Annotated in this window: 28 protein-coding genes, 1 tRNA gene and 3 pseudogenes; 10 read left to right on the top strand and 22 right to left on the bottom strand. The window is 34.0% G+C overall.

The annotated features are described in order from the left end of the window. Positions 1-111: 111 nt before the first annotated feature. The 7 genes from ACQ76T_RS02880 to ACQ76T_RS02850 all read right to left on the bottom strand — a co-directional run bounded on the left by ACQ76T_RS02880 (position 112) and on the right by ACQ76T_RS02850 (position 5015). A complete protein-coding gene (locus ACQ76T_RS02880) occupies positions 112-1038 on the bottom strand; it encodes a hypothetical protein (protein ID WP_431341843.1) in 927 nt (308 codons plus the stop codon). Continuing rightward, positions 1022-2065 (bottom strand): hypothetical protein, encoded by a 1044-nt coding sequence (locus ACQ76T_RS02875; RefSeq protein WP_431341842.1) that lies wholly within the window; start codon positions 2063-2065, stop codon positions 1022-1024. Before ACQ76T_RS02875 ends, ACQ76T_RS02880 begins: the two co-directional genes overlap by 17 nt. Before the next feature lie 48 nt (positions 2066-2113). Continuing rightward, positions 2114-2374 carry a hypothetical protein gene (locus tag ACQ76T_RS02870; protein WP_431341841.1) on the bottom strand — a complete coding sequence of 87 codons (261 nt, stop codon included), beginning with the start codon at positions 2372-2374 and terminating at the stop codon, positions 2114-2116. A gap of 564 nt (positions 2375-2938) precedes the next feature. After that, on the bottom strand, positions 2939-3790 hold the full coding sequence (locus ACQ76T_RS02865; protein WP_431341840.1) for a GLPGLI family protein: 852 nt from the start codon (positions 3788-3790) through the stop codon (positions 2939-2941). A gap of 70 nt (positions 3791-3860) precedes the next feature. Further along, positions 3861-4064 (bottom strand): bacteriocin-like protein, encoded by a 204-nt coding sequence (locus ACQ76T_RS02860; RefSeq protein ID WP_431341839.1) that lies wholly within the window; start codon positions 4062-4064, stop codon positions 3861-3863. 512 nt (positions 4065-4576) lie between these two features. After that, positions 4577-4661 (bottom strand) — tRNA-Ser (locus tag ACQ76T_RS02855). Positions 4662-4802: 141 nt separating this feature from the next. Continuing rightward, complete coding sequence (locus tag ACQ76T_RS02850; protein WP_431341838.1) at positions 4803-5015, bottom strand: glyceraldehyde-3-phosphate dehydrogenase; 213 nt, start codon at positions 5013-5015, stop codon at positions 4803-4805. A gap of 222 nt (positions 5016-5237) precedes the next feature. Here ACQ76T_RS02850 and ACQ76T_RS02845 point away from each other — a divergent pair, with 222 nt between their 5' ends. Further along, positions 5238-5600, top strand: coding sequence for a helix-turn-helix domain-containing protein (locus tag ACQ76T_RS02845; RefSeq protein WP_431341837.1), 363 nt, complete (start codon positions 5238-5240; stop codon positions 5598-5600). A gap of 242 nt (positions 5601-5842) precedes the next feature. After that, on the top strand, positions 5843-6694 hold the full coding sequence (locus ACQ76T_RS02840; protein ID WP_431341836.1) for a hypothetical protein: 852 nt from the start codon (positions 5843-5845) through the stop codon (positions 6692-6694). Positions 6695-6879: 185 nt separating this feature from the next. Here ACQ76T_RS02840 and ACQ76T_RS02835 read toward each other — a convergent pair whose 3' ends face one another. From ACQ76T_RS02835 to holA, 4 genes are all read right to left on the bottom strand, one after another. After that, a complete protein-coding gene (locus ACQ76T_RS02835) occupies positions 6880-7257 on the bottom strand; it encodes a VOC family protein (protein WP_431341835.1) in 378 nt (125 codons plus the stop codon). A 215-nt stretch (positions 7258-7472) separates the two neighbouring features. Beyond that, on the bottom strand, positions 7473-8414 hold the full coding sequence (gene trxB, locus ACQ76T_RS02830; protein ID WP_431341834.1) for a thioredoxin-disulfide reductase: 942 nt from the start codon (positions 8412-8414) through the stop codon (positions 7473-7475). A gap of 201 nt (positions 8415-8615) precedes the next feature. Further along, positions 8616-9515, bottom strand: coding sequence for a hypothetical protein (locus tag ACQ76T_RS02825; protein WP_431341833.1), 900 nt, complete (start codon positions 9513-9515; stop codon positions 8616-8618). Positions 9516-9584: 69 nt separating this feature from the next. Next, on the bottom strand, positions 9585-10622 hold the full coding sequence (gene holA / locus ACQ76T_RS02820) for a DNA polymerase III subunit delta (RefSeq protein WP_431341832.1): 1038 nt from the start codon (positions 10620-10622) through the stop codon (positions 9585-9587). Positions 10623-10629: 7 nt separating this feature from the next. On the opposite strand from holA, the gene ACQ76T_RS02815 reads away from it, so the two are divergent. The 7 genes and pseudogenes from ACQ76T_RS02815 to ACQ76T_RS02785 all read left to right on the top strand — a co-directional run bounded on the left by ACQ76T_RS02815 (position 10630) and on the right by ACQ76T_RS02785 (position 15668). Next, on the top strand, positions 10630-11061 hold the full coding sequence (locus ACQ76T_RS02815; RefSeq protein ID WP_431341831.1) for a type I restriction enzyme HsdR N-terminal domain-containing protein: 432 nt from the start codon (positions 10630-10632) through the stop codon (positions 11059-11061). A gap of 93 nt (positions 11062-11154) precedes the next feature. Beyond that, entirely contained in the window at positions 11155-11577 is a 423-nt protein-coding gene (locus tag ACQ76T_RS02810; protein WP_431341830.1) for a hypothetical protein, read from the top strand. Positions 11578-11697: 120 nt separating this feature from the next. Continuing rightward, entirely contained in the window at positions 11698-12312 is a 615-nt protein-coding gene (locus ACQ76T_RS02805) for an HAD family hydrolase (protein ID WP_431341829.1), read from the top strand. Positions 12313-12653: 341 nt separating this feature from the next. After that, a pseudogene (locus tag ACQ76T_RS02800) lies at positions 12654-12908 on the top strand (thrombospondin type 3 repeat-containing protein); the annotation flags it as partial. Positions 12909-13616: 708 nt separating this feature from the next. Next, a pseudogene (locus ACQ76T_RS02795) lies at positions 13617-13886 on the top strand (thrombospondin type 3 repeat-containing protein); the annotation flags it as partial. A gap of 747 nt (positions 13887-14633) precedes the next feature. Then, positions 14634-14888, top strand: a pseudogene (locus ACQ76T_RS02790) (thrombospondin type 3 repeat-containing protein); the annotation flags it as partial. Positions 14889-14924: 36 nt separating this feature from the next. Next, positions 14925-15668: a dienelactone hydrolase family protein gene (locus tag ACQ76T_RS02785; RefSeq protein ID WP_431341828.1), complete on the top strand. Its 744-nt coding sequence runs from the start codon at positions 14925-14927 to the stop codon at positions 15666-15668. A 98-nt stretch (positions 15669-15766) separates the two neighbouring features. On the opposite strand, the gene ACQ76T_RS02780 is transcribed toward ACQ76T_RS02785, so the two are convergent. The 6 genes from ACQ76T_RS02780 to ACQ76T_RS02755 form a co-directional block, all read right to left on the bottom strand. Then, positions 15767-16636, bottom strand: coding sequence for a DUF6602 domain-containing protein (locus tag ACQ76T_RS02780; protein WP_431341827.1), 870 nt, complete (start codon positions 16634-16636; stop codon positions 15767-15769). A 62-nt stretch (positions 16637-16698) separates the two neighbouring features. Then, positions 16699-17061 (bottom strand): cupin domain-containing protein, encoded by a 363-nt coding sequence (locus ACQ76T_RS02775; protein ID WP_431341826.1) that lies wholly within the window; start codon positions 17059-17061, stop codon positions 16699-16701. Continuing rightward, positions 17058-17585, bottom strand: coding sequence for a GNAT family N-acetyltransferase (locus tag ACQ76T_RS02770; protein WP_431341825.1), 528 nt, complete (start codon positions 17583-17585; stop codon positions 17058-17060). Before ACQ76T_RS02770 ends, ACQ76T_RS02775 begins: the two co-directional genes overlap by 4 nt. A 2-nt stretch (positions 17586-17587) precedes the next feature. Further along, entirely contained in the window at positions 17588-18190 is a 603-nt protein-coding gene (locus tag ACQ76T_RS02765; protein ID WP_431341824.1) for a DUF2911 domain-containing protein, read from the bottom strand. 177 nt (positions 18191-18367) lie between these two features. Continuing rightward, positions 18368-19411 (bottom strand): bifunctional transcriptional activator/DNA repair enzyme AdaA, encoded by a 1044-nt coding sequence (locus ACQ76T_RS02760; RefSeq protein ID WP_431341823.1) that lies wholly within the window; start codon positions 19409-19411, stop codon positions 18368-18370. After that, positions 19411-20187, bottom strand: a complete 777-nt coding sequence (locus ACQ76T_RS02755; protein ID WP_431341822.1) for an isocitrate lyase/PEP mutase family protein — start codon at positions 20185-20187, stop codon at positions 19411-19413. Before ACQ76T_RS02755 ends, ACQ76T_RS02760 begins: the two co-directional genes overlap by 1 nt. Before the next feature lie 138 nt (positions 20188-20325). Here ACQ76T_RS02755 and ACQ76T_RS02750 point away from each other — a divergent pair, with 138 nt between their 5' ends. Then, complete coding sequence (locus ACQ76T_RS02750) at positions 20326-21183, top strand: hypothetical protein (RefSeq protein ID WP_431341821.1); 858 nt, start codon at positions 20326-20328, stop codon at positions 21181-21183. Between the two features lie 66 nt (positions 21184-21249). Here the strand turns inward: ACQ76T_RS02750 and ACQ76T_RS02745 are convergent, their stop codons facing one another. The 5 genes from ACQ76T_RS02745 to arsB form a co-directional block, all read right to left on the bottom strand. Next, positions 21250-21432: a hypothetical protein gene (locus tag ACQ76T_RS02745; protein ID WP_431341820.1), complete on the bottom strand. Its 183-nt coding sequence runs from the start codon at positions 21430-21432 to the stop codon at positions 21250-21252. Between the two features lie 11 nt (positions 21433-21443). Next, complete coding sequence (gene arsA, locus ACQ76T_RS02740) at positions 21444-23216, bottom strand: arsenical pump-driving ATPase (RefSeq protein WP_431341819.1); 1773 nt, start codon at positions 23214-23216, stop codon at positions 21444-21446. Positions 23217-23221: 5 nt separating this feature from the next. After that, entirely contained in the window at positions 23222-23563 is a 342-nt protein-coding gene (locus tag ACQ76T_RS02735) for an arsenic metallochaperone ArsD family protein (RefSeq protein WP_431341818.1), read from the bottom strand. Positions 23564-23647: 84 nt separating this feature from the next. After that, positions 23648-24205, bottom strand: coding sequence for a sigma-70 family RNA polymerase sigma factor (locus ACQ76T_RS02730; protein ID WP_431341817.1), 558 nt, complete (start codon positions 24203-24205; stop codon positions 23648-23650). A 13-nt stretch (positions 24206-24218) separates the two neighbouring features. Then, positions 24219-25250, bottom strand: a complete 1032-nt coding sequence (gene arsB / locus ACQ76T_RS02725) for an ACR3 family arsenite efflux transporter (RefSeq protein ID WP_431341816.1) — start codon at positions 25248-25250, stop codon at positions 24219-24221. Position 25251: the final 1 nt, after the last annotated feature.

Here is a 25251-nt window from a genome sequence, read left to right as displayed (position 1 = left end):
TACTTTTCTTATCTTTATTTTCAGAATATTTAACTTTAGACACACTGTTACTTCTCTTCCATTCCTGTAGAGAAAATTCGATTCCTTTTAGGTATAATTCTTTTTCTTCTTTCATAATAAATCTGCAATATATTTTTCTATTTGATAGCCTCCATAATGACTAACTTGATGAAACTGTCCTAATGGATTCACTTCTAAAAAATAATAATCATCATTAGACTGTAGCAAATCAACCGTCCCACATTTTAAATCCAGTTTCTTTGCTAATTTTAATATTTTCCTTTTCAGTTCTGATGGAAGCTCAAGAGGAAGGTACCTTTTATCTCTCTCTTTTATGTTCCTAATATCAACATTGTCAGAAAAATCAAATGTAGCAATTGCCCAAATTTGCTTTTCAAAAAAAAATGCCCGTATTTCATAAAGACAATCAATCTTTCTTTGGATTAATGAAGGTATAATATTTTCTTTTTTATCATGAATATTATTTAGGTCTACTTCATGTGTGTAATTCAGATACAGGTCATTTTCAACGATAATAGGTTTCATTTCAGAAACTGCCTTTGTAATATAAGACTCAGACATTTTAACCTGCTCAAAGTCATTTAATTCTGATAAAATGTAAGTATCGGGAATTTTTAACCCTAGAGATTTTGCCAAAAATAGAACTTCTAACTTATTAACTTCTTTAGTAAAGAGATTTCCAAAGACACGAGCCCCATTTACTTTGAAATAATAGTATATAAACTCCGATATAGATTTGAGTTCTGAATTATAAAAATCAACTAAATTACTATCAATTTCACCTGTTACTATATCATAATAAACTCCTCCATTTCTATAGAATACTGATTTAAAGTCTTCTAATTTATACTCAATTTCGCCAATGGAAATTTTGAAAATACTACTTTTAAAATCGAAAAAAACTTTGTTGATATGTTGATTCTCACTTAGACGAACAAATTCTTTATTTTGATAAGATAACCAACTACATATTTCATCGGTCATAGTATCATTATCAACACTAATGAGTAATATCATCTAACCTAATTAAATACTTTTTAAATCGTTCAGCATCCTTATTATTATTAAACTGAAAACCTTCCATCGCAATATTTGAAAAAAGATATTTCTTATCACTTAGAAAAAAGATATTTTTATGAACTTCTTCTTCAGTTGTTGACAAACCTATTAGTTTCCTTTTTCTGTTAATCTCGTTTATTTTAACACCTACTTCTGCTGTCCTTTTCTCAGGTAAAATTGCTTCAGATATATAACAACAATCCAGTTTTTCCTTACTCAAAATAAGTTGATAAACCTTAAAAAATGAGTAGTTCTGTGTACCATTATTCAGATCAAATAAGTGCCCCGCTATGTCTGGTCTTATTTTTCCTTCATTTAAAGCTATTAGTATTTCCTTAGAAAAATTAACTTTTTGACTGCTATAATGATTATTTGCTAACTGATGCCATATAATATAATAAAACTTCTGATAAAACATGTTATCTGCTGAAGTTAGTCCTATATTATACTCGTTAGGAAATCCTTTTTTCTGAATCAAGCTAATTAATTTTGTAGACGTGATGCTATCACTTTTTGTAAGCTCGTTTTTATACGCTTCATAGTTTCCTCCCGATAATTTTCTGTAATACTGGTCAATTTCATATAAAGAATCCAAAGACTTTTTATAACTCAAATCAATATTATTTACACAAGGTTTTATTTTATATTTCTTATCGTTTTTGAAATTTTCAGAAAAAAAATCATCATTAACATCTTTCCCCAAACATTTCAATGACTGATAGTTAGAAAAAGCTTCATCCAGATCTTTTATTTTTAAAGCTACATTCATACTATTTTGCAAATCTTTTGCATGAGGATATTGAAACTCCTTAAAGGCTTCTTTGTAGAGATTATTTGCACTCGCTAAATCAATATGAATAATTTTTTCTTCTGCTTTATTTATTAATTCGTAATATTTAACGAGATGCCGATTTGTCAATTCAAAATCCTGAGCATTAGCTGTCAAATTTCCTACTATAAGTAGAAATAAGAATATTTTCTTCATTAACATTATATAATTGTAAAAGAGAAGCATAGTTACTTCTCTCTTACTTTAGGGGTTACAAGGTTTATTTATTGGATATGTTCCATTATATCCCATACCCCCGTTATGAAAGTCCAAATCACTTGTATAACCCGTACATACACACGCCCCACCTGGTCCTGAAGGCAACTCAGCTTCCCCTCCACCAGTAACTGTTGGCGTTACCCCAAAGCTTGGTTTAGCAGGCCCTCCCTGTCCTCCTAAAATTGTTATTAACTTTTCATTTTGAAGTTTAAAACTTCCTAATTTTTGTAATGATTTTGTTTCCATCAAATAAATTTTAAATGTTATTTTTTATTTAAATCACTATAAATACTAATAATTCAAAGTGAATCATTCAACAAATAAACATATTACCAAAAACAAAATCAAAAAACATTTCAGTTTATTAAGAATTATATTTTTATCAAATAATTAATATATTATATAATAACTATTTTAAAAACCTTTTTTAAAAATAAAAAATGAACATTATCAATATTTCTTCAATTGATTAACTTATTTTAATTTAATTTTTAAATATTCATTTTTTTAAATTCAAAAGAAACATTATTAATAAAATTCTATTTTGGACAAAATAGAATTTTATGGTAGGTTTATATATTAAACAGCTTTAATGAACTGCCTCTTTTTGTTACTAACTTAGATTTATAGTAGAAACTAAATGCTGATATGCTACTGTAATACTTAGAAATACAATGGCTAAATTTGATGATTAAATAACAATAAATTTATGATTGAAGTACATCATCTTAACTGCGTCAAAATTGTTTCCGCAGTTACCGAAAATGTTTGCGGACATTGTTTAGGTAAACTTCCCTAATTACTGGAATATTATTCCGACAGCTCTATTGGATTTTCATATTTCAGATTTTCTTGTCTTTCTTTTTCTCTTTGTCTTACCATATCCTGTCCTTTTATGATTGTGGTTCCATAGCTTGCAAGCACGGCAGTAGCATTGGCATCTGCATTTCTTAATGCTTGTTTAAGTTTCGGCTGTGTTGTTTCTATTGCTTCAGTATATCTGCTTTTCCTAATGGTGATTAATTTTCCCTTCAACTTGGAATCAGATATGGATTTTACCAATTCAAAATCGTAATCTCCCTTATCATCCGATATTTTAACAATTAAACCAGGTAATCCACTAAATTTATAAGGACCATAGGGCAATGGAATATCAGAAGAATACCACGCGATCCAATTCCTTCCTTTAAAGGTAGCTTCTGCTTTCTTACAATTAATTGTGTTAATTACTTTTGTCTCATTACTCAATTTCCAATTCTTTATTACTGGCTCTTTATAGGTGAGTAATGACATGACAACTGGTGCAAAATACTGTATAGCTTCACTAGATTGTATTATAGTAAAGTAAAAATTTGTTTCTGGAGTTGAAGTTCCATTTTTAATACTGAGGGTAATGCTTCCGTCTGAGTTATTTGTCATTACTCTTGAATTTTCTAATATAGAATCCTTTTTAAGAGAATTTTGACTTGCAAAAAATGCACGGCTTTCCCCTATCAATAAAGTAAAAAATTCTTCATGTCTATAATCAGTACGTAAATTAAATTTAGCTTTTAACCGATAAGTGAACTCGCCACGCAAGGTATCTTGTTTATGTGATTGAGCAAAAGATAAAGCACTATACAATAAAATGAATAGTTGAAATATATTTTTATGGTAATGCATAGATGTTTTTCATTATAAAATTGCACTTATAGTGGATATGATTTACCATAAGTGCATGAATTTAGAGTATTTAGGCTAAGCTGTCACTAGCCCCTACATGAGTTGGTGTTCGACAATTAATGGCTTCAACCCTCTCACGCCATTCGTTAGCTTGTTGCGGAGTCCAATCTTGAGTAGTTGTAGCTGTTATACCACATTTAGTTTCGGCATACCAAACTTGACCTCCTTTTACTTCTTTAAGGTCATTACGAGATAATTTTTTTAATTTCTTCATTGTGTTAAAATATTTAAAATTTGAATGGCTAATATATGTATATAATTCAAGCGAAAGAGAAAAACTTTATTATGTTAAAACCCTCATTTTCTACAGTTTATATATCTACTTGCGCATTTTTTAGTAATATTTGTTTAACTAGAAATTGTTGCTAAGCTATTTTTGGAATTCGATTTTGAGAATTCGATTTTACTCAGAATTTGAAGTCTATGTTAACAATTGAACCAGCTTTTGATATGCAGTTTGACTACCCATATACATAACAATCCACTCTCTTTATTTTAATTTTGAGAATGTTTCTCTTTTTGAAATCGGACCTATCTTTATTTATCTGGAAAAAGATAAAATATTTTAGTTTTTTGGGTCGAGAAATATAGCAGCAGCTTTACTCCTGAAAATTGACAAAATGAAGAACTAGGATAAGTGGTTATTATATAAGAAATGTAGAGAAGAGAAATTTAATAAAAAAAACAAAACCTACTGAAATCAGTAGGTTTTGTTTTAATATTCTGCGGAGAGTGAGGGATTCGAACCCCCGGACCTGTTACAGTCAACAGTTTTCAAGACTGCCGCAATCGACCACTCTGCCAACTCTCCTTAAACCCCGGCTATACCGTTGTTTTCAGTGGTGCAAATATAGAATGATTTTTAGTTTCTGCAAAACTTTCCCCACACAAATTTTAACAAAACTTAATAATAGACTAGGAATCAGGGGAATTATTTTTAATAAATATGCTCCTATTCTTTGTCTACTATGGCGATGAAGCTGTTTTTTAAAAGATGAGACGGATATACGAACAGGTCTCCATCCTCTCCCTTTATCACAATAGCTCCCTGTTCATCGTTCAGGCATTTGTCCAACTGGTTTTTCAGGTCATTGAGCTTCCCATGCGGAGCTTCTATGATGTAGGTTCCGGTAACATGTTTTATTTTGATGACTTTTGTTTCCATATTATTTTTGATTAGTCCTTAAATGTAGGAATTTTACTTAAGTAGAGATATATTTATTATCTTGATCAGAAGCTCTTTAACAATGATTCAAAAAATAGGTGAACAGATCGTTAAAATTAAAACTATTCAATTCCCTTTATTCAATTCTATATTTTACAATTTTTGCTCCTCACAGACCACACATTTTTTCTATATTTGTAAAAACACAGATATCCCATGACAATGGAAAAACTAAGAACATTAAGAAAGCAGAAAGGCTTTACGCAACAACAGATTGCAGATATTATTGCAACCGATGTCTCCAACTACAGCAGAAAAGAAGGTGGAGATCTTAAGATATTTGATGATGAGTGGGAAAAGCTGGCAAAGGCATTGGACGTTTCTGTAGAAGATATTAAGGAAGATAGAACACCTCAAATACAGCACAATGACAAACCTATTCTCAATGATAATGCAAGTATCAATTACAATCAGTACTGCAATATTCCAGAGTATATATTGGAGAGCCAGCAGGAATACATTAATCTTCTGAAAGAGCAGATAAAAGCTTTAAAAGAAGAAAATGCGAAACTAAAAAAGAAATAATTTACTCTGCATACAGAACAAAAACGACTTCTATGAGAAGTCGTTTTTTATTTTTAATCTACAAAAATCTATTTACCCTCTTCTCGAGACACTTCAGTGGGTTATATAAATATCTCCATACCGTTTTATGCAACATCCTCTCTCCGTTTTAGAAAGGCCTACATACCCAACCAGTAATAAGAATAGAGTATATTTGTAAAGATTCGAATAATACTATAACCGAACTAAAAAACTAATATCCTATGTTTATTAAATCCTTTATCAAAAACACAACGGTTACGGCCTCTCTGGCTTTCTCTTCTATGTTTTTTGCCCAGAAAATGCCTATGTCTGTTCTTCCTTCCGGTCATCTGGTTGTAAAGGCAGATATAGAAGGAAAAAACGGAAACTTTATATTTGATACCGGAGGAGGAATCAATCTCTTTCTGGGAAATTTTTCCAAAGGTTTGGGACCGAAAGAAACGTATAATTATCTTACGGCTTTCCGGGCTACCGGTGAGAAGATGACGATTCCTCTTTTCAAATCCAAAGAGATTGTTTTTAACGGTAAAAAATTTAAAGATACCTGGTATGCCACTCACGATATGGAGATCAAAGGAATTGACGGTTTAATTTCTCTTCCCATGCTCTACGATACAGAGTTTATCCTGAATTATACAACCAACGAGCTGATCTTTCCCAAAGAAAAACTGAGCAGTAAGAAAGCAATGGATATTCAGCTGTCTACCAATGCAGATCAGTCGCTGGATATTACTACTTATATATTATTGAACAATAAATACAAGATCAACGTACTGCTGGACTCCGGCGCGGGAAAAGATTCTTTCTGGCTGAGTGAAAACCTGATGAAGACTTTGGGCATTAACAAAGAGAGCCTTCAGGTAATGGAGAAAAAAAGTGAATTCAACCCTGATGTGACGACGAAATTTTATAAGGGTGATATCGGCTCTATTTCTACTTCTTTTGCTACTGTAGAAAAACCTGGTGTGTTCTTTGTGGAAGGTCTTATTTATGAAGGAAAAACAAGCATCAACTGGCTGGGGAAAAAACTGGGATTCAATCTTAAAGAAAAGAAAATCTATATTCTGGATTAGGCCTTCAAAATCCTGTAAAACTGTCATTGACTATAATTTCTAACGAAAGAAGAATCTTGATGAGATTCTTCCTTCGTCAGATTGACAATCATGTTTGTTATTCCGCAAGATTCTCAGCTTTGTTGAAATATTTCAGATTTCATACGTACCTTGTTCTGCTCTGAAAGACAAATACGCTTCATCTTTTACTCTCCTGCCGGTTCAAAAAGTTCAATTTTATTTCCTTCAGGATCAAGAATATGAACAAATTTACCATATTCGTAAGTCGTTACCTCATCCAAAACGGTTACGCCTTCTCTTTTCAGTTCTTCTACCAGCGTTTCAATATTTTCTACGTGATAGTTGATCATAAATTCTTTTTTAGAAGGCTCAAAATACTCGGTAGATTCTTTGAAAGGACTCCATAAAGTATATCCTTTTTTATTGGATTCGGCATCTTTCCAGTCAAATTTCGCTCCGTACGGGCTGGTTTTTATTCCAAGGTGGGTTTTGTACCATTCGTTCACCTGTTCCGGGTTTTCACATTTAAAAAATATTCCTCCAATGGCGGTTACTCTTTTCATTTTTTATTCGTTTTTTGTTCAGTTTATTGTCTCTTTATAGGCAAACTCAAATGGTATTGCACTTTCACAAATATATCAATGTTTTTGTTAAGCAATTCATTATTCTGACTGATTTTTTTGATAAGCTATTCCCTGAAAGAGAGATTTTAAAAGAATGAGAAAATAAAAAGCGCACCCATCGGGCACGCTTTATAGTCTATTTTAAAACTGAGTTTTTAGTGTAATTCCGCTAAATATTTTTCTGCATCCATCGCAGCCATACATCCGCTTCCCGCAGCTGTAATAGCCTGTCTGTAGATATGATCCTGAACATCCCCTGCAGCAAATACTCCTGGAAGATTTGTTCTTGAAGATCCTTTTTCGGTAACGATATATCCATTCTCATCAAGATCTACCTGACCTGCGAAAATATCTGTATTGGGCTTGTGACCGATAGCAATGAAAATTCCTTCCACATCTACAGTAGATTTCTCCTGAGTCTGATTGTTGATAATTACGGCTCTTTCTACCAAGCTGTTTTCACCTTCAATACCAATAAGCTCGTGGTTGAATTTCACTTCGATATTCGGAGTGCTTTCTACTCTGTGAACCATCGCTTTGGAAGCTCTGAAAACGTCTTTTCTTACCAATAAAGTCACTTTCTTACATAATTTAGCAAGATAAGTGGCTTCTTCAGCAGCGGTATCTCCTGCACCAACAACTACGACATCTTTTCCTCTATAGAAGAATCCATCGCAAGTAGCACAAGCTGAAACACCTCCTCCTGCATATTTCTTCTCGTCTTCAAGACCTAAATACTTGGCTGTAGCTCCTGTAGAAACAATTACTGTTTTTGCAAGAATTTCTTTATTTCCTGCGTATAATTTGTGAACACCTCCAACTTCCTTAGAAAATTCGGCTTTGGTGATCATCTCATAGTGTACTTTGGTTTCAAATCTTTCTGCCTGTTTTTGCAGATCCATCATCATTTCAGGACCTGTAATCCCGGCTGGATACCCTGGAAAGTTATCAACTTCAGTAGTGGTTGTTAATTGCCCGCCCGGCTCCAAACCTGTATACAATTCAGGTTTCAAGTCCGCTCTTGCTGCATAGATAGCAGCGGTAAAGCCAGAAGGCCCAGATCCAACGATCACACAATCTAAAATGTTTTGCTCCATAATTTACTTTGTTCGAAAAGATTTAATTAAATTAAGACTGCTAATTTCGGAATTTTTACCGGCTTTTTAAAGTAATTTTAATGATACTTGTCAATAAGAGATATGTGAGTTTTCAATTGGGAATACTATTGTTTCGGTACCATCTATTTTAGTTTTTAAATAGAGAGCTTACGATACCTTTCTCTATCCTTTATACTGCCATCATCTTTCTGTCACTAATATCCATCTTATGAGACCTTCTCTTTCCACAATATTCCAGGAATGGGGATGCTTTTGACCATTGGCTCTTATTCCTCTGTTTTGGGTTTCTATATATTCTGTTTTGCGGCTGCCCAGATTGTATAATAATTCATTGGCTTTCTTAAGAAAAAAGGCATTCAGGTCTTCAAATTTTCTGTTTCTGTTTTTATTCTGCCATTGAAGATCGGGTTCACAATAAAACCTTGTTTTGATTCCTTTTACATACTGAAGGTTCTCAGTTGAATTTGAAGACATGAGAAAAGGTGAAACACTTTGATACTTTTGAACATTTTCAGACGGTTTTCCTAATTCTTTTTCAAAAAGCGATATCAGGAATTTTCCTTCTTCTACGGCATCCGGATTAACATTAGCGGCAACATCTTTTTGGGCATTTAGATAGAGCTGTTCCAAATCTATGGGAGAATCTACTACTAATACACCTTTAGGCTGAATAGAATTTTTACTTTTCACCAAATAGCTTGATAATAAAAATGCAACATTTCCACCGCTTGAAAAACCTCCGATAAAAATATTATTTTTATCAATATGATGTTGATCCAATATAGAGTTTACCGTCTTTGAGTACTTTTGTTTTTCACTTTCGGTTAAAAAAAGTTTTTGATTGTAGTCTAAAAGTAAAGTTGTGATCCCTTCTTTTTCCAAATCTTTCAGAAAACCGGCTTCCTTTTTTGTATTTTCGATATCACAAGGAAAACAGGGAAATAAAACCAGAACCGCTTTTTGATCCGCGGATCTATTCAATTCATAATGTTTTCTCTTAACAACATTAGGCTCTGATCTGTTCGCAGTACAACTCAGAGAAAATACAGAAATAACAATCAGAAAAATACTTTTTAGCATCAAAAAAAAATTATTTTAAAACCATGCTTAATTCTTCATTGGTCGCTCTTCATTTCTCAGGCTCCCTCCCTACACTTTCATTTTAATTTTATCAACATTAATTATCTTATACACCAACTCTTTGATCAACTCAGCTTCGCTCATATTGACGGCACCCAATCCTTTTCCTTTCATATCAAATTCTCTTAAAATAGAAATGACTCTTGTAGCATGTTTCAATGGATAAAGTCTGGCACTTTCTGCATAATCTTTAATAAAATAAGGATTCACACCCATTTGGGAAGCAATAGCCTGTGGAGGCTGCCCAGCCATGGTTTGATAAATGATAACATTGGAAAAATAGTTATAAAGGCTTGCCAGCATCATTACAAAAGGGTTGTTTTTGGGATTTTTACCCATAAAATGAGCAATTTTAAAAGCTGTATTGGCATTTTTAGTCCCTAAAGCTTTCTGAAGTTCAAAAACATTATATTCTTTACTGATCCCGATATGATTTTCAATGATTGTTCCGTCCAGGACCTCCCCATCTTTAAGAATCATTTTTAATTTGTTCAGCTCATTGGCAATCCTTGAAAGATCGTTTCCTAAATATTCGGCTAAAAGGTGAGAAATATTGGGTGCAGTTTTAATCTTAAGACTTACACATTCATCCGCGATCCATTTGGGAAGATTGTTCTCCTTCACAGATTCACTCAGGAAAAGAGCTTTTGCTTTATCCAAAGCCTTGGCTGCCTTTTTTCGGCTGTCCAGCTTTTTATGTTTATGAGCAAAAACCAATACTGTGGAAGGTACAGGATTTTCTACATACGCTTCCAAAATTCTGTTTTCATCTTCATTGAATTTTAAATCCTGAGCTTCTTTCACAATAATCACCTGCTTATCTCCCATCATGGGGAACTGTCTGGCTAAGGATAAAATCTCCTGATAGGAAGTATCTTTACCATAGGTAACGGTTTGGTTGAAAGCTTTTTCATCTTCTTCCAAAAAGTTGTGTTCAAGGGCTTTCACAGCAACATCAATAAAGTAGGCTTCGTCTCCGTGGAAAAAATAAATAGGTAAAACTTCTTTATTTTTAATATTTTTGAGGATTAAATCTAATTCTTTCATCTTATAAATGGAACTTCCAAAACTGAATTTTCAGGAAACTTTTGATTTTAAATTCAAGAAAGACAAAGATAAGTTTTTTATTTATGATTTGGTTCGCAAAACTTATCTTCTACTCACTCCCGAGGAATGGGTAAGACAGCACTGGATACACTATTATCTTACAGTAAAGTCTTATTCTACATCGGCATTGATCACTGAAAAAAAGATCGTTCTCAATGGTTTAACCAAAAGAGTTGATCTTTTAATCACCGAAAAAACAGAACCTATCATCCTGATTGAATGTAAAGCCCCACAAATTAAGCTTACAGAGAAAACATTTGAACAAACCGCAAGATACAATTCTATTATTGGTGCTAAAGAAATTATTTTAACGAATGGACTTCAGCATATTAATGCCTATTACGAAGACGGGCAATACCAATTTTACAGACCTCAGTAAAGATAATAACACAATTATAATTGTATGTTAAAACTATTGCAATGGTATGCTTTTGGGTATTCTCTACTTAGTTTTAAAATACAGTTTTTAGTCATGAAAAAGTTATTAATTGTGGTCGCCTTAGGTATATTCACATTAGGCTTTTCACAAAATTATTACAATGATTACAGAGGAAGCATCGCTTCCATCAATTGGGGACAGGTAGCCATCTACCTTGGACTGAATAAAGCCCAGATCAATCAGCTTACGATACTGAACAGCCGTTATCCTGATTATAATTCCTGGAACCACATGTACGGCAGAGAGCCTAACAGATGGTACACAGACCGTTATTATGCCATGGAGAAAATAATGACCCCTGAACAATATAGAAGATTTTACGCACGGTATTATCAAGGGCTAAATCCAAGACTGAAATATGATAATGATTACAGAAAATACCGTGGCAGATCTATGCCTTATGACAGAAGGTTTAATGATCACCACGATGATCATCATCGTGAACATCACGGATAAAATAACAAGCTGAACCGGAAGACATCTTCCGGTTTTTTATAATCAATAGTAAAGTTTACTTAACAAAGAAAACATAGACAAAAAACAAAAATTAACTACATTTAAAGTATAATTTACAATATGAAGATAAAGAACATTATATTCGATTTTGGAGGCGTATTGATGGATTGGAATCCAAGATATTATTTTAAAACCTATTTCAATGATGATGAAAAAATGGAATACTTTCTGGAAAATATTGCTCAGGATGACTGGAATATTGAACAGGACAGAGGAAGAAGCCTTTCGGAAGGAACCGAAATTCAGGTGAAAAAATTCCCAGAGTGGGAAAAGGAAATCAGAGCCTTTTATGATAACTGGACTGTGATGCTGAAAAGTGATATTCCTCAGAATGTTGATGTTTTAAGAAAACTTAAAAATACGGATTATAAGCTATTCGGGTTAACCAACTGGTCTGAGGAAACTTTCCCTTATGCTTTGGAAAATTATGATTTCTTCCAGATTTTTGAAGGAAAGATTGTAGTTTCAGGAACAGAAAAGCTGATTAAACCTGATCCTAAAATATGGCACGTTTTAATGGAAAGGTATAATATCCAAGCAGAAGAATCTGTTTTTATTGATGATAATCCCAAGAATATTGAAATGGCAAAGTCCTTAGGTTTTATTACGGTCCAGGTAACCCCTGAAACTGATCTGGAGCACGAATTAACCCGCTTAGGAATACAAGTTGGTTAAATATATACTACCTACCCCTATGATGGATTATTTTCATTAATTTGGCTGAGGATTTTTTATTAATATGAGAAAAATTTTACTTTTATTACTATTTTGTAGTGTAGGATATAATGCTCAGACCATCCAAGACCAAGAAGCCTTCAAAAAATGTTGTAAATACGTTATTTCAGATAAAACACCTCATTTCCATGTGAACAGAACCCCAAACCTATGTAAAAAACATGAAGAAAATTGCTTTTTTGCTGGTCTTTTCAGGTGCTTATTTTTATGCTCAAAATATTGAAGATAAGGAAGCATTCAAAAAATGCCGTAAAGAGTTCAATACAAAAATTTGTCTTGCAGATGAAGATAAAGACAATATTCCGTTTTATATTGACAAATGCCCTACCGAATCTGGCTCACTAGAAAATTTTGGCTGCCCATGGCCTGATACTGATAAAGATGGCATAGTAGATAAAGATGACTTTTGTCCTACAGTTGCTGGCCCCATTGAAAATAAAGGCTGCCCATGGGAAGATACAGATGGTGATGGAATTTTGGATAAAGATGATAACTGCCCCACCGTTCCTGGTCCTGCCAATGCCAATGGTTGTCCTGTAATTTCCTGTACATTCGGTAAGGACCCCAATATCCGTATGAAAAAAATCGATATGGATGTTCAGGATATTGAAACACTCTACGACCTCATCAATAAAAAAGCTTTTGATAATATTGTACAAAAGATTCCGAAAAAGGATTTTACAGATCCCAACGCTTTCTTTTATATCAATTATATAGATCACAAATCTTATATTGATGAAAATACACCTGATGATGGAACATCACCAGGATATAATTTTCTGATCACCAGATTCTGGAATAAAAATATTCTTGAATACATTCAGAAAAAATACGGAAAGAACATCTATATTTCAACAGCAATAACATCTGATACCCTTGAAAACGATCATAAAATAATAGGTGACAAAACGTTTGATTATATGATGAAATATTATGATCCAAAAATCGGCAGAATAAGGATACAAAGAAAACAAAGTCCTACTCCTATAAATCCTATTACTATTTCAATAGAATTTGTTACCCCTTATATTATACAGATTAGCTACAACCAGGCGAGCATAACATATGAATATAAAAACAACGAATGGCAACTACAGAAAAATAAATAATCATTTAAGCAGGACATGAGGAAAGCTATTTTTTTCCTGATATTTGCAGGAACTTATTTTCAGGCTCAGAATATTGAAGATAAAGAAGCATTTAAAAAGTGCCATAAAGAATTCAGTAAAAAGATCTGTCTCTCGGATGAAGACCAAGACGGTATTTTGTTTTATCTGGATCAATGTCCTAAAGAAGGAGGATCATTAGAAAATAAAGGTTGTCCGTGGCCTGATAAAGATAAAGACGGAGTATTGGATAAGGATGACAAATGCCCTGAACCACTATCTGGTCCTGTTGAAAACAACGGCTGCCCATGGCCGGATTATGATGGTGATGGAATTTTGGATAAAGATGATGCCTGCCCCACGATTCCAGGACTTCCTGAACTGAATGGATGTCCCAGTAAAAAAAAAGATTGCAAGGAGTACAGGGAAAAGGCAGACCTAAGATTTAAGAAATTCAAAACAGATTATGCCAATATTGAAGTTATTTATGATAAAATCAACAAAATAGCTCTGGATGCTATTATTAAAAAGGGATATATCAAAGCTTTGGCTAACAAAGAATCTCTTATTTTCCTCAAATATATAAATAATACCGCCTATTTTGATCAAAATTCCTGCGATGACGGAAGTAATCCGGAATACAACTTTTTAATTTCAAAATTCTGGAATAAAAACGTTCTTGAATATGCCCGTAAAAAATATAATAAGGATATCTATCTTTCAACCAAAATTCCACCTGAAGATTTAAAATTGTACCACGACATTGGGATGAGTAAAGAAACTTTTGATTATATCACAAAATACTATGATCGGGAGACCATGAAAATAAAAATACCGGGTAACCATAAAGGTGTAATGAGTGCCAGTCAATCAATACCTAACGTTATCACTTTTATAACCCCCTACCAAATCAAAGTTGAAGACCCTAAAAAAAATATTATTATAATCTATGAATATAAAAATAACAATTGGGAATTAATCAAAGAGTAAAATTTATAACAATTTATTTTTCATTAACTTAGATCAACTATTAATATGAATAAAATTATTTTCCTTCTGGTATTTGCCGCTACTTATTTTCAGGCTCAGAATATTGAAGATAAAGAAGCATTTAAAAAGTGCCATAAAGAATTCAGTAAAAAGATCTGTCTTTCGGATGAAGACCAGGACGACATTCTCTTTTACCTGGATAAATGCCCTAAAGAAAGAGGACCAATTGAAAATAACGGATGCTTATGGCCTGATGCAGATAAAGACGGTGTACTGGATAAAGATGATGCTTGCCCTCAAATAGCCGGTCCTCCAGAAAACAACGGGTGTAAATGGCCAGACACGGATGGTGATGGCATTTTGGATAAAGATGATAACTGTCCTACAGTTCCCGGAATCGCCAATCTGAATGGCTGTCCAACCTGGAAATAAAAAGTGTAGAAATAAATTAAAAATATGATACGTTCAATCTTACTAACTACTTGTATTATGGCATCAGGAATTCTTTTTAGCCAAAAACTTAAAACAGTCACCTATCAGGACGGAGCTCAAAAACTGAATGGTTTGGTTACCTCCAATGCAGGAAAAAAACTTCCCGGGGTTCTCATTCTTCCGGCCTGGAAAGGAATTGATGAAGAAGCAAAGAACGCTGCTCTTGAACTTGAAAAGCAAGGCTATATTGCTTTTATTGCTGATATTTATGGCGAAGGAAAAATTCCGGCCGATAATGAGTCTGCCGCGAAAAGTTCCGGATATTACAAACAGAACTATAAAGAATATCAAAACAGAATTTCTTTAGCATTGGAAGAATTAAAGAAGGCAGGTGCTATTTCTGATAAAACCGCAGTTATTGGATACTGCTTTGGCGGAACAGGAGCATTAGAATCTGCAAGAGGAAATATGCCTGTTGCTGGAGTTGTTTCTATTCATGGAAGTCTTGGAAGAGATCAGAGTAGAAAAAATGAGAAATTAAATCCTAAAATTCTGGTTGAAAATCCAGCCGATGATAAAAGTGTAACTCCTGATGACTATAATAACCTCATCAAAGAGATGAATGAAGGTAATGCGGACTGGCAGATTATTACCTACGCCCATTCAAAACATACATTCACCGATCCAAAATCACCGGATTATAATGAAGTAATGGCCAAAAGAGCCTGGAACCACACGCTCTTGTTTTTGAAAGAAATTTTGAAGTAAAATATAAAAGGCAAATCTGTAGATTTGCCTTTTTATTTTTCATAGTAAAAACTTGGGAAGAAAACTTCATACCAAAACAAATATAACACAAATAATTTTTAATCTCTAAATATTGGTGAAAGGGGAAAACCTAAATAATGTACAAACTCCGTTGAATATAGATTTTTATCATTAAGAGCCGAGGCTAATTGTGTTAAAAACAATTTAATATGGTCATATTTTCTTGCGGGATCTGTTTTATGAATTACTGATTGAGTATCGTATAAATTTTCATTAAACGTAAAAATAGGATATCCATAATATGAAATAGCATCTATGTTACCATTTCTCTCAATAAATAATTTAGCATCAATTTCATTTAAATTATTATAGGCAAATTCAGATCCTATTAAACCTTTCTCCAAGTCTAAGATAAAGTTATGTCTATACTTAGTTTCAATTCCTTTATATATTTCATCAAAATCTAAAGTATTAATATCAAAGGAAGTTGTTTTACATACTAAAAAAGAAATTAATTCATCATGTTCAGAACCTTTATATTCTTTTTTTATACATTTCCCTCTTTTCTCTTCATTTAATTTTTTGTTCCTGGCTAATTTTTTTAGTGTGTCTATAAAAGAACTCTTATTTAAAGTAGATTTTACTTCTCCTATTGCAACAACACTTTCAATAGAAAAGAAATCAATATAATTTTTTTCTAAAATAGGTGCTTCATCATTTTTATATATCACAATATCCAACTGAAAACTAACATTTTCAGGTGTAAGTATAAATCCATCAGAAATTTTATGTTTTGTAATATACCCTAACAGGTCCTTTAGGGCATTTTCTCTATATTTACCATATTCACCAGGGTGAATTAGCTTATTTTCTTCATTAAAGAAGATTGATTCACTATCATTTATAAAAATAGATGCAAAATTTTCAATTTTCCGGTCAAAGACCGTTTCAAATATTCTATTGGCCATTAGTTTTAAAAGTCTGAATTGATTATTTTAATTTTATGTTTATAATAATTTACTATTTTTAGCTATACTTCTTCCCTATTCACCAGCTCCATAGAGAAGGCTGGCAGACAGATCGCCATGTATTCGCAAGGCTCTGAAAACGGATTGCTATAACGAATCCTCGCTCCTTTTTCAATAAGGATACTGCTTCCTTTTTCAAGAACAACTATTTCTCCGTCTATTTCAAATTGTTTTTTACCTGAAATAATATAGGTAAATTCATCAAACTCGGGAGTTTGATGGGGCTCACTCCAGTCTGGAGGGGCAATCATATGGGCAATAGAAATTTGGGAATTTCCTGTAGAATTTCCCCAATGCTCTTCTATAAGTTTTCCATCAGTAGTGGGGACTACAAACGGTGACTGCTGAATTTTATATTTTTTCATAGCCAATCTTCTTTCCTGATTTCGTATACAAAATTAGTTCGTGTAGGTTCTCCAAAGTAAGCCACTTCTTCTTCGGCGATTTTCTTACCCCCGATTCTTCCCAAAGCCGTTTGAGAACGGAAGTTTTCTTTTCCAACATGGAAATGTACCTTATCTACATATTGGAAAATATAATCCAGCATCAGCTTTTTCACTTGTGGATTGATTCCTTTTCCCCAAGACTTTGTTCCATAAAAGGTATATCCTATGAAAATATGGTTATTCCCTTCATCAAAATCATAGTAACGGCTGCTTCCCAATATATCTCCGGTAGCTTTTTCAACAATTTTAAAAGCGCCTTTACTTTCTATGGCTCCTTTAAAGAAATTTTCAAAAACTTCTCTTTGATAGCGGTCTTTGTTAGGATGTTGTTCCCATACTTTAGGATCGGAAGCCACTTCATATAAAGATTCAAAATCCCCTTGCTGTAAGGGGATTAATTGATATTCTTCATTCTCTAAAACAGGTTGAACAGAAAAATTCATGCTTACCCTTTTTTGTTAGAATCTGATTCTATTCTCTGGATTTCTTTCAACTTATCAGAAATCTTGATTACAGTGTCTAATTTTGCTGGTTTCAATGAAATTTCAGCCTGATTGGTATCCCATTTTATCACAAGGTTTCCAGAATTTTCATCTGTCGGATTCAGGGTAATTTCAAACCATTCCTGCTTGTCAGCCAATTTGTTCACCGGTACTGTAACATCTACTACATCCTGTTTAGGATCATAAGTATAGGCACCCCATTGCTGGAAATCTTTATTCAAGATTATTTTCCATTCTTTTTCAGTAGGAACAATGAATAATCCGTACGTTCCTGCCGGAACATTTTTCCCGCCAAAATTAACGGTCTGTCCGAATGTAATTTTTGTGGAAGAGTTAGCTCCTGCTCTCCAAACCTGGCCATAAGGAACCAAATCTCCGAAAATCTTACGCCCTTTCACTCCCGGTCTTCCATAGTCTATAGAAATTTTAGACATAGAAAACTGCTGCTCTACCTTCTGGCGGGGACTTACTGCAGGTACAGAATAGTCCTGTGCAAAACTGAATGCTGAAATTGAAATGCAAACTGCTGCTATTAAATTTTTCACGTGTAAATTTTTGCTTAAAATTACAAAAATCAAAATAAAATATCTTTCTCCGGTTCCAAGAATTTTTAGATTTTTTTCGATCAGGTTTATGGTAAAATGATCATTTGGTAGAGATTTTCAACAGTTAAAAAGGTTATTTTTTTGATATTTTTCTTTGTCTGAGTCTGATAACATGATTTACAACAGAATTGCTTTTTCCAGCTCCAGTAGTTTCTGTTTTCTCCAGATTCCTCCTGCATACCCCACCAATTCTCCATTTGAACCAATCACTCTGTGACAAGGGATTAAAATGGCAATTTTATTAATTCCATTAGCGGTTCCTACCGCTCGGATCGCCTTAGGATTTCCTAGAAATTCTGACTGTTGTTTATAGGTTCTGGTCTCTCCTACCGGAATTTCGAGTAAAAGCTGCCAAACATTTTTCTGAAATTCTGTTCCGATTACCAATAACGGAACTTCAAATTTCTGTCTTTTTCCTTCAAAATATTCTGCTAACTCTTCTTCCAATTGCTTGAAATATTTGTTTTCACCTTGTACAATTTCTGCATTAAGAGCTTTGGATAATGAACTGAACTGCTTTTCGATATCCTTTCGGTCGGTGAATTCCAAGAGGCATATTCCTTTATCGACAGCACAGGCAAACATGGTTCCGAGGGGAGTTTCAATTCTTTTAACATCAATAATCATTTGTATTTTGCTCTTTTTTGGTGAAACTCCCAGAATATTCTTAAAACTTTCATTAAAACCACTTAAACTTTCATATCCTGAATCTAAAGCTGTCTCCATAATACTTTCGCCATTTTTTATTTTTTTGAAAGCTGTGTTCATTCTGAATTCTCTCTGAAAAGCATGAAATGTCATTCCGTGATTTTTCAGAAACCAACGACGGATCGTTACCGGTTCAACATTTCTTCTCAGGAGATCTGCATCTTTGATCTTCACAGATTCATTTTGCGTCAATTCAGCCAGTAATTCCTGAATATATTGAGGTGTTTCATTTAATTTTTCAAGAGGTTTGCATATTTTACATGCTCTGTACCCTTTTCTAATGGCCTCTTCTGCATTTAGAAAGAATTCTACATTTTCTTTCTTAGGCTTTCTTGCAGTACAAGTCGGCCGACAGAATATTCCGGTAGTTTTTACAGCCATCCAATAAGTTCCTTCAAACGAAGAATCTTTATCCAGCGATGCCTGATACATTCTTTCTGCTGTAAGTTTCATTATGATTCAAAAATTGGTAAAAAACTTTGTTCTTTTATAATTTCCCTACTTTTTCCTTCTAAATTTCTATAAATATATCCATTTAGGAAATTACCCGATGATATTCTTTTTACGCCTAGATTCTGAAGAGTTTTAAAATCGGGCAACTCGGACATACACATTACATTTACAGGGAGTTTCGTTGAATTTACAATGACTTCGATATCATCTTCAGAAGTAATACAGGGAGCAAAAATACCATCAACTCCCGCTTCTTCAAAAAGTTTAACTCTCTGTAATGTTTCTTCGACAGGGTTTTCCAGTCCTAATAAAAAAACATCCGTTCTTAAGTTAAAGAAAATTTCAACTTTAGCTTCTTTTAGCTTTGAAATAATAAGTTTTAACTTTTCAAAAAAAACTTCTTTATCTACAATCATTCTGGTTTCATTGGTGATAACGCTATCTTCTATATTAATACCAACCACTCCAATCTCAGCAAGTTTGGAAATATTTGCTGCAATTTCATCAGAAGTTTTTCCATAACCGCCTTCCAGATCTACCGTTAATGGTATTGATACTGATTTTAAAATCCTTTCAATAATATAAAGATATTCATCAAAACTCATATTTTCTCCATCTTCATATCCTAAACTGTTAGCAACGGCCGAACTTGAAGTTGCCAACGCTTTATACCCTAATTTTTCATACACTTTGGCACTCTGCGGATTCCAGACATTACCCAATAATAATGGTTCGCTATTTTGATGTAGTTCTTTAAATATTTGAATATTTTTCATTCTATTTTTTTGATAAAATTAATCTTTTAGGGAATTGGTGAACAACCGAAAAATGGACAAGTATTTTTGCATATTATTATATCAAAAATAAAAGGTAATTTACTTATCTCAAATTATCAACCGATATCCTAATCATCCATGTTCAAAAAAGCAATTTTTATATTTTTTGTTTTCATAAGTTTTTCACTTGTAAAAGCGCAGCAAACGATCCCATTCAGAATCACCAAACACAATAACATCATTGTAAAAGCGCTGGTCAACAAAAAAGATTCTCTGGATCTGATGTTTCAGATTGCCATGAAAGACTGCTCTATTTCTCCTGACCGCAAGAGAAAAGCAGATCATATTATTTTTAATAAAGAGAAAATAAGTGATCAAAACACCCTGAATATCGGCAAAATGTCCTGGAAAGACATTCGTTTTATTGACAATCAGCTAACGGGTCATGAAGCAGATGGAAAGGTGGGAACAGTAATCTTTGAGGGAAAAACCTTTATGATTGATTATGACAACAACAGGTTTGTTATTTTTGATGAAAAGCAAAAACCTGACCTTAAAGGATTTCTTCCTGTGAAAACGATTCTGGATCATGAAGCTCTTTATATTGCAGCAGACAATGTTGTTGAGAGCCATCAAAAGGAAGCTTATTTTGCGCTTCAATCCGGCTATTCGGGCGGAGTATTATACAGCAATGATTTTGCAGACCAACAGGAATTGGACAAAAAACTGAAAGTAACCGGAGAAAAAACGCTGAAAAATTCTGAAGGAAAAAGTGTGATTACCAAACAGGCAATTCTTCCTTTTTTTAAGCTGGGAAATTTTGTATTTAAAGATGCTTCCGTAGGATTTTTTGCTGGGGATCTTAAAACGCAGAATGTGAGTTATCTGGGAGCCGACATGCTGCGTAGATTTATCTGGATTTTCGATGCAGACAGGGAAACGGCATACATTAAGCCCAGCAAATATTATTCGGAACCTTACTATATAATAAATTAACATCTTTTTGTTAATCCTTCTCTTTTAAAAAACGTAAAAGGTGAAGGAATTCTTCACCTTTTATATCTAGCCGCAGCAATTATTGTTATTTTTTAATTGTTTTACGCGCCATGGCTCCGGTATTTCTTCTGTATCATTACTCTTTTGAGGGATTGACTTCGTTTTGGGTTCAGATTGAGTTGAGCAACAGCTTTGATTTTTCAAAATTTCCAGCTTTTCCCAAAACTTTTTTGATTTTTTATTTTCCATAAGAATCAGGTTTAGTTATTGTTTAATAATATTTTTAAATTTTCGCCTTTCAGCTCTTGAGGAGTCCATGAAACGACAACCTTTTTTCCATCAGTCAATTCATCTACTTTCTCCATCCACTTCTGCTCTCCGTGTGCTCTTGCCTGTAGTAATGGGCTTTTAGTATTTGTATTGCTCATGCTGTTATTCACAATCCACCAAGTATTATCGATCCCTGCCCTTGAAAGATCTGACTTTAATCGTTCCGCTTCTAAAACAGGAGTTGCTTCCGGAAGAGTGACGATCAAAACTTCCGTCTCCTGGGTATCTCTTAAACGGGGCAATAGATTTCTTACCGATTGAGGAATATCCCCTTGTGAACGTTCTACTTCTTTATGATAACTTTGAGTACTGTCTAACAATAGTAAGGTATGCCCTGTAGGCGCTGTATCAATAATTACAATTTCTTCATCCGCATCTGCCACCATATCTGCGAATGCCCTGAATACTGCGATTTCTTTGGTACAAGGAGATTGTAGATCTTCTGTAACATAGGCTATTTCAGCCTCTGTTTTTCCCTGGCTTCTTGCTTTGAAAATAATATCCGAGGTATAATTCTCCAATTCTTTTTCAGGATTGATATTGGTAATTCGTAGTCCTTCTCTTTCATCAATAATGTATTTCAGGTGGTCTGCAGGATCAGTCGTAGTTAAATGAACTTTTTTCCCTTTACCCACCAAGCCTAATGCAAGAGTGGCTGCCATAGTGGTTTTTCCCACTCCTCCTTTTCCCATGGTGAAGATTACCTTTTTATTACTTTCATAAAGTTCATCCACCAAAACCTTTAAACTCTTATAATGAGTCTCCTTTTTAAATTCTGAATAAGATTCGAGATGATCTTTGATTAGTAAGTTCCGTAGGTTTTCTATCCCCGTCATATTGTAGGAACGTAGTGGTACAAAGAAGCTTTTTTGATGGTTCAGAATATCCGGAGCATTTTCTAATGCAAGGCTCTGTTTGTTATAATATTCATTTTCTGAGAGATCTTCAGAGTCCGGTTTTTCCATCAGCCCATTGATGATAAACCATTGATTTTTTATCTGAATGTCCCAAAGTTCCTGAGAAGAACGGGCCACTTCTTTCAAAGGGGTATCATCTGGTCTTGAAACCAGCACAAGGGTCGTTTGTGTAGGATCTGACAAACGTTTTACCGCTTCCTTATACAATTCCTGCTTTTCTTTCATTCCGGAAAGCTGCCCCATATAATTTTCGGAAGGATTTTCGTTGCTTATATAATGATCCCAGGCTGATGGAAGCTCAAGCATTCTTAAGGTATGCCCTGTAGGAGCGGTATCAAATAGGATATAGTCATAGGTTTCTGATTTTTCTTTGCTGGTAATCACCTCAGAAAATTCATTAAAAGCGGCAATCTCTACGGTACATGATCCGGAAAGCTGTTCTTCCATATTTTTGATCATCATGGCAGGTATTTTTCCTCGATAAGGCCCAATAATAGATTCTCTGTACGCTCCTGCCGCTTCTTCCGGGTTGAGATTAATGACGCTCAGGTTGGGTATTTCTTTAATCGGAACTCCTTTATTATCAATGAAAGTATTAAAAACGTCCTGGAGGTTTGAAGCAGGATCTGTACTGATTAGCAGAACTTTTTTACCATTATCTGCCAAAGCAACCGCTGTAGCACAGGCCAATGATGTTTTGCCTACTCCACCTTTACCGGTAAAAAACATATATTTTGTCAGTTGAACATCCTGAGGAATATAAGCTTGCAATTGTTCTCTTGTCATGATCTTTATTTTTTGTTTTGATTATTTTTTGTTGTATTCATATTCAGCCATTCATCAATTTCCACACGGGTTGGATATTTCTGCTCTTTTACGATTTTTCCCTGAACGACTGTAAGGGGAAATATTTCCATTCCTTTATCTTGAAGGTAATCGTCTATTTTCGGAACAGCGTTGAGTAAATGAGGCTTTAATGCTGCATTAATTCTGATTAAAGAAATTCCTGAAAGTTTCAATTCTCGAGTAAGTTGTTCAAGTTCGTTAAGCTCGGAATAATGAGCAGGATCCATAAGGCTGGTTGAACAGCAGCCTCCTATTTCGAAAACCGTTACGGTGTACTGTGTATTCATTGTATTCTCTTTTATTAAGAAGTCGGATGAAAATAAAAAAAGACACATTTTCATGTATCTTTTCTGTTGTATTATTGTTTTTGTTTAAAATAAAGACTTGCAGGTAGGTTTTACCGTGCATGAAATGAAGGCTCCATTTCTATTATAGGTAATATCACAGCAATCGATAAACAGATCGTGAAGCTTCTGCCTGGCTCTTTGTATGCGCATTTTTGTAGCAGATAGCGACAAGTTAAGCTGCTCAGCAATTTTCTTTTGGGGAATACCATCAATATCACTCAATACTAAGGGAACGGCATATTGATCTGGTAAAAGATGTATCATCCGTGTTATGGGATCATCAAAGATTGAAAGCTCATATACATCATCATCTGCAACTTCTGGAAATTCATCCGAATGAAAATCCGGCATTTTATATTTTTCTCTATAAAAGTCAGCGATTACAAATCGCGTGATCTGAAACAGCCACGCACGGATATTACTGATTTCTGTTTCTTTCTGATGAGCCTGAACAATTCTGGACATCACTTCCTGAACAATATCTTCAGAAGCTTCTCTATTTCCTGTCTTTTTTATGGTATAGAACAGTAAAATAGTATAAAATTCTTTTACAATTTCATCCAGATTACAGCATTCTTTCATTTGTCTACAGGATTTAAAGATTGTATTTTTTCTTGAGCCATAAACTTGCTTTAACCAATAGGATTAAAACCGGGACCTCAATCAAAGGACCTATAACCCCAACAAAAGCCTGTGGAGAATGAAGCCCGAAAACAGCGATAGAAACAGCAATTGCCAGTTCGAAATTGTTTCCTGTTGCGGTAAAGGCTATAGAGACATTTTTATCATAAGGAACTTTTAATGTTGTATTGATCAGAAAACTTATAAAAAACATCAGAACAAAATAAATGGTCAGAGGAATGGCCACTTTCAATACATCCATGGGTAATTCCAGAATCTGACTTCCTTTCAGGCTGAACATTAAAACAATTGTAAACAGCAATGCGTATAGTGTAACAGGAGATATGGCCGGAATAAATACTCTGTTGTACCATGTTTCTCCTTTCTTTTTAATCAGGACATATCTACTCAGAAAGCCACTGAGAAAGGGAATTCCCAGATAAATCATCACACTTTGGGTGACCTCTTTTACTGAGACTTTTACATTAAAACTTGCCAGGCCCAGTTTTTCCGGCAGCACATTAATAAAAATCCATACAAAAAAGCTGTAGCTTATTACCTGAAAAACAGAATTCAGAGCGACTAATAAAGCGGCATATTCACGGTTTCCTTTGGCCAGATCATTCCAGACAATTACCATGGCAATACATCTTGCCAGACCTATTAAAATTAAGCCCACCATATAATCCGGTTCATTTTTCAGAAATATAATGGCAAGAATAAACATCAAAACCGGTCCTATAATCCAGTTGAGCAGCAATGAAATACTGATCACTTTTTTATCTTTAAAAGCGATGGGCAGTAAAGAATAATCCACTTTTGCCAATGGAGGATACATCATGAGGATCAACCCTACAGCCAGCGGGATATTAGTTGTTCCGATGCTGAACGTATTAGTGATCTCGGAAATTCCAGGAAATATTGCGCCGAGGCCAATTCCGGCCAACATTGCCAGAAAAATCCAAAGAGTTAAATATCTGTCGAGAAGTTTGAGTCGGGGATTCATT

Source organism: Chryseobacterium sp. JK1, assembly GCF_050632815.1.
Lineage (GTDB): Bacteria > Bacteroidota > Bacteroidia > Flavobacteriales > Weeksellaceae > Chryseobacterium.
The sequence above is the reverse complement of the archived record's forward strand: the minus strand, read 5'-3'. Positions and strand labels throughout refer to the sequence as shown.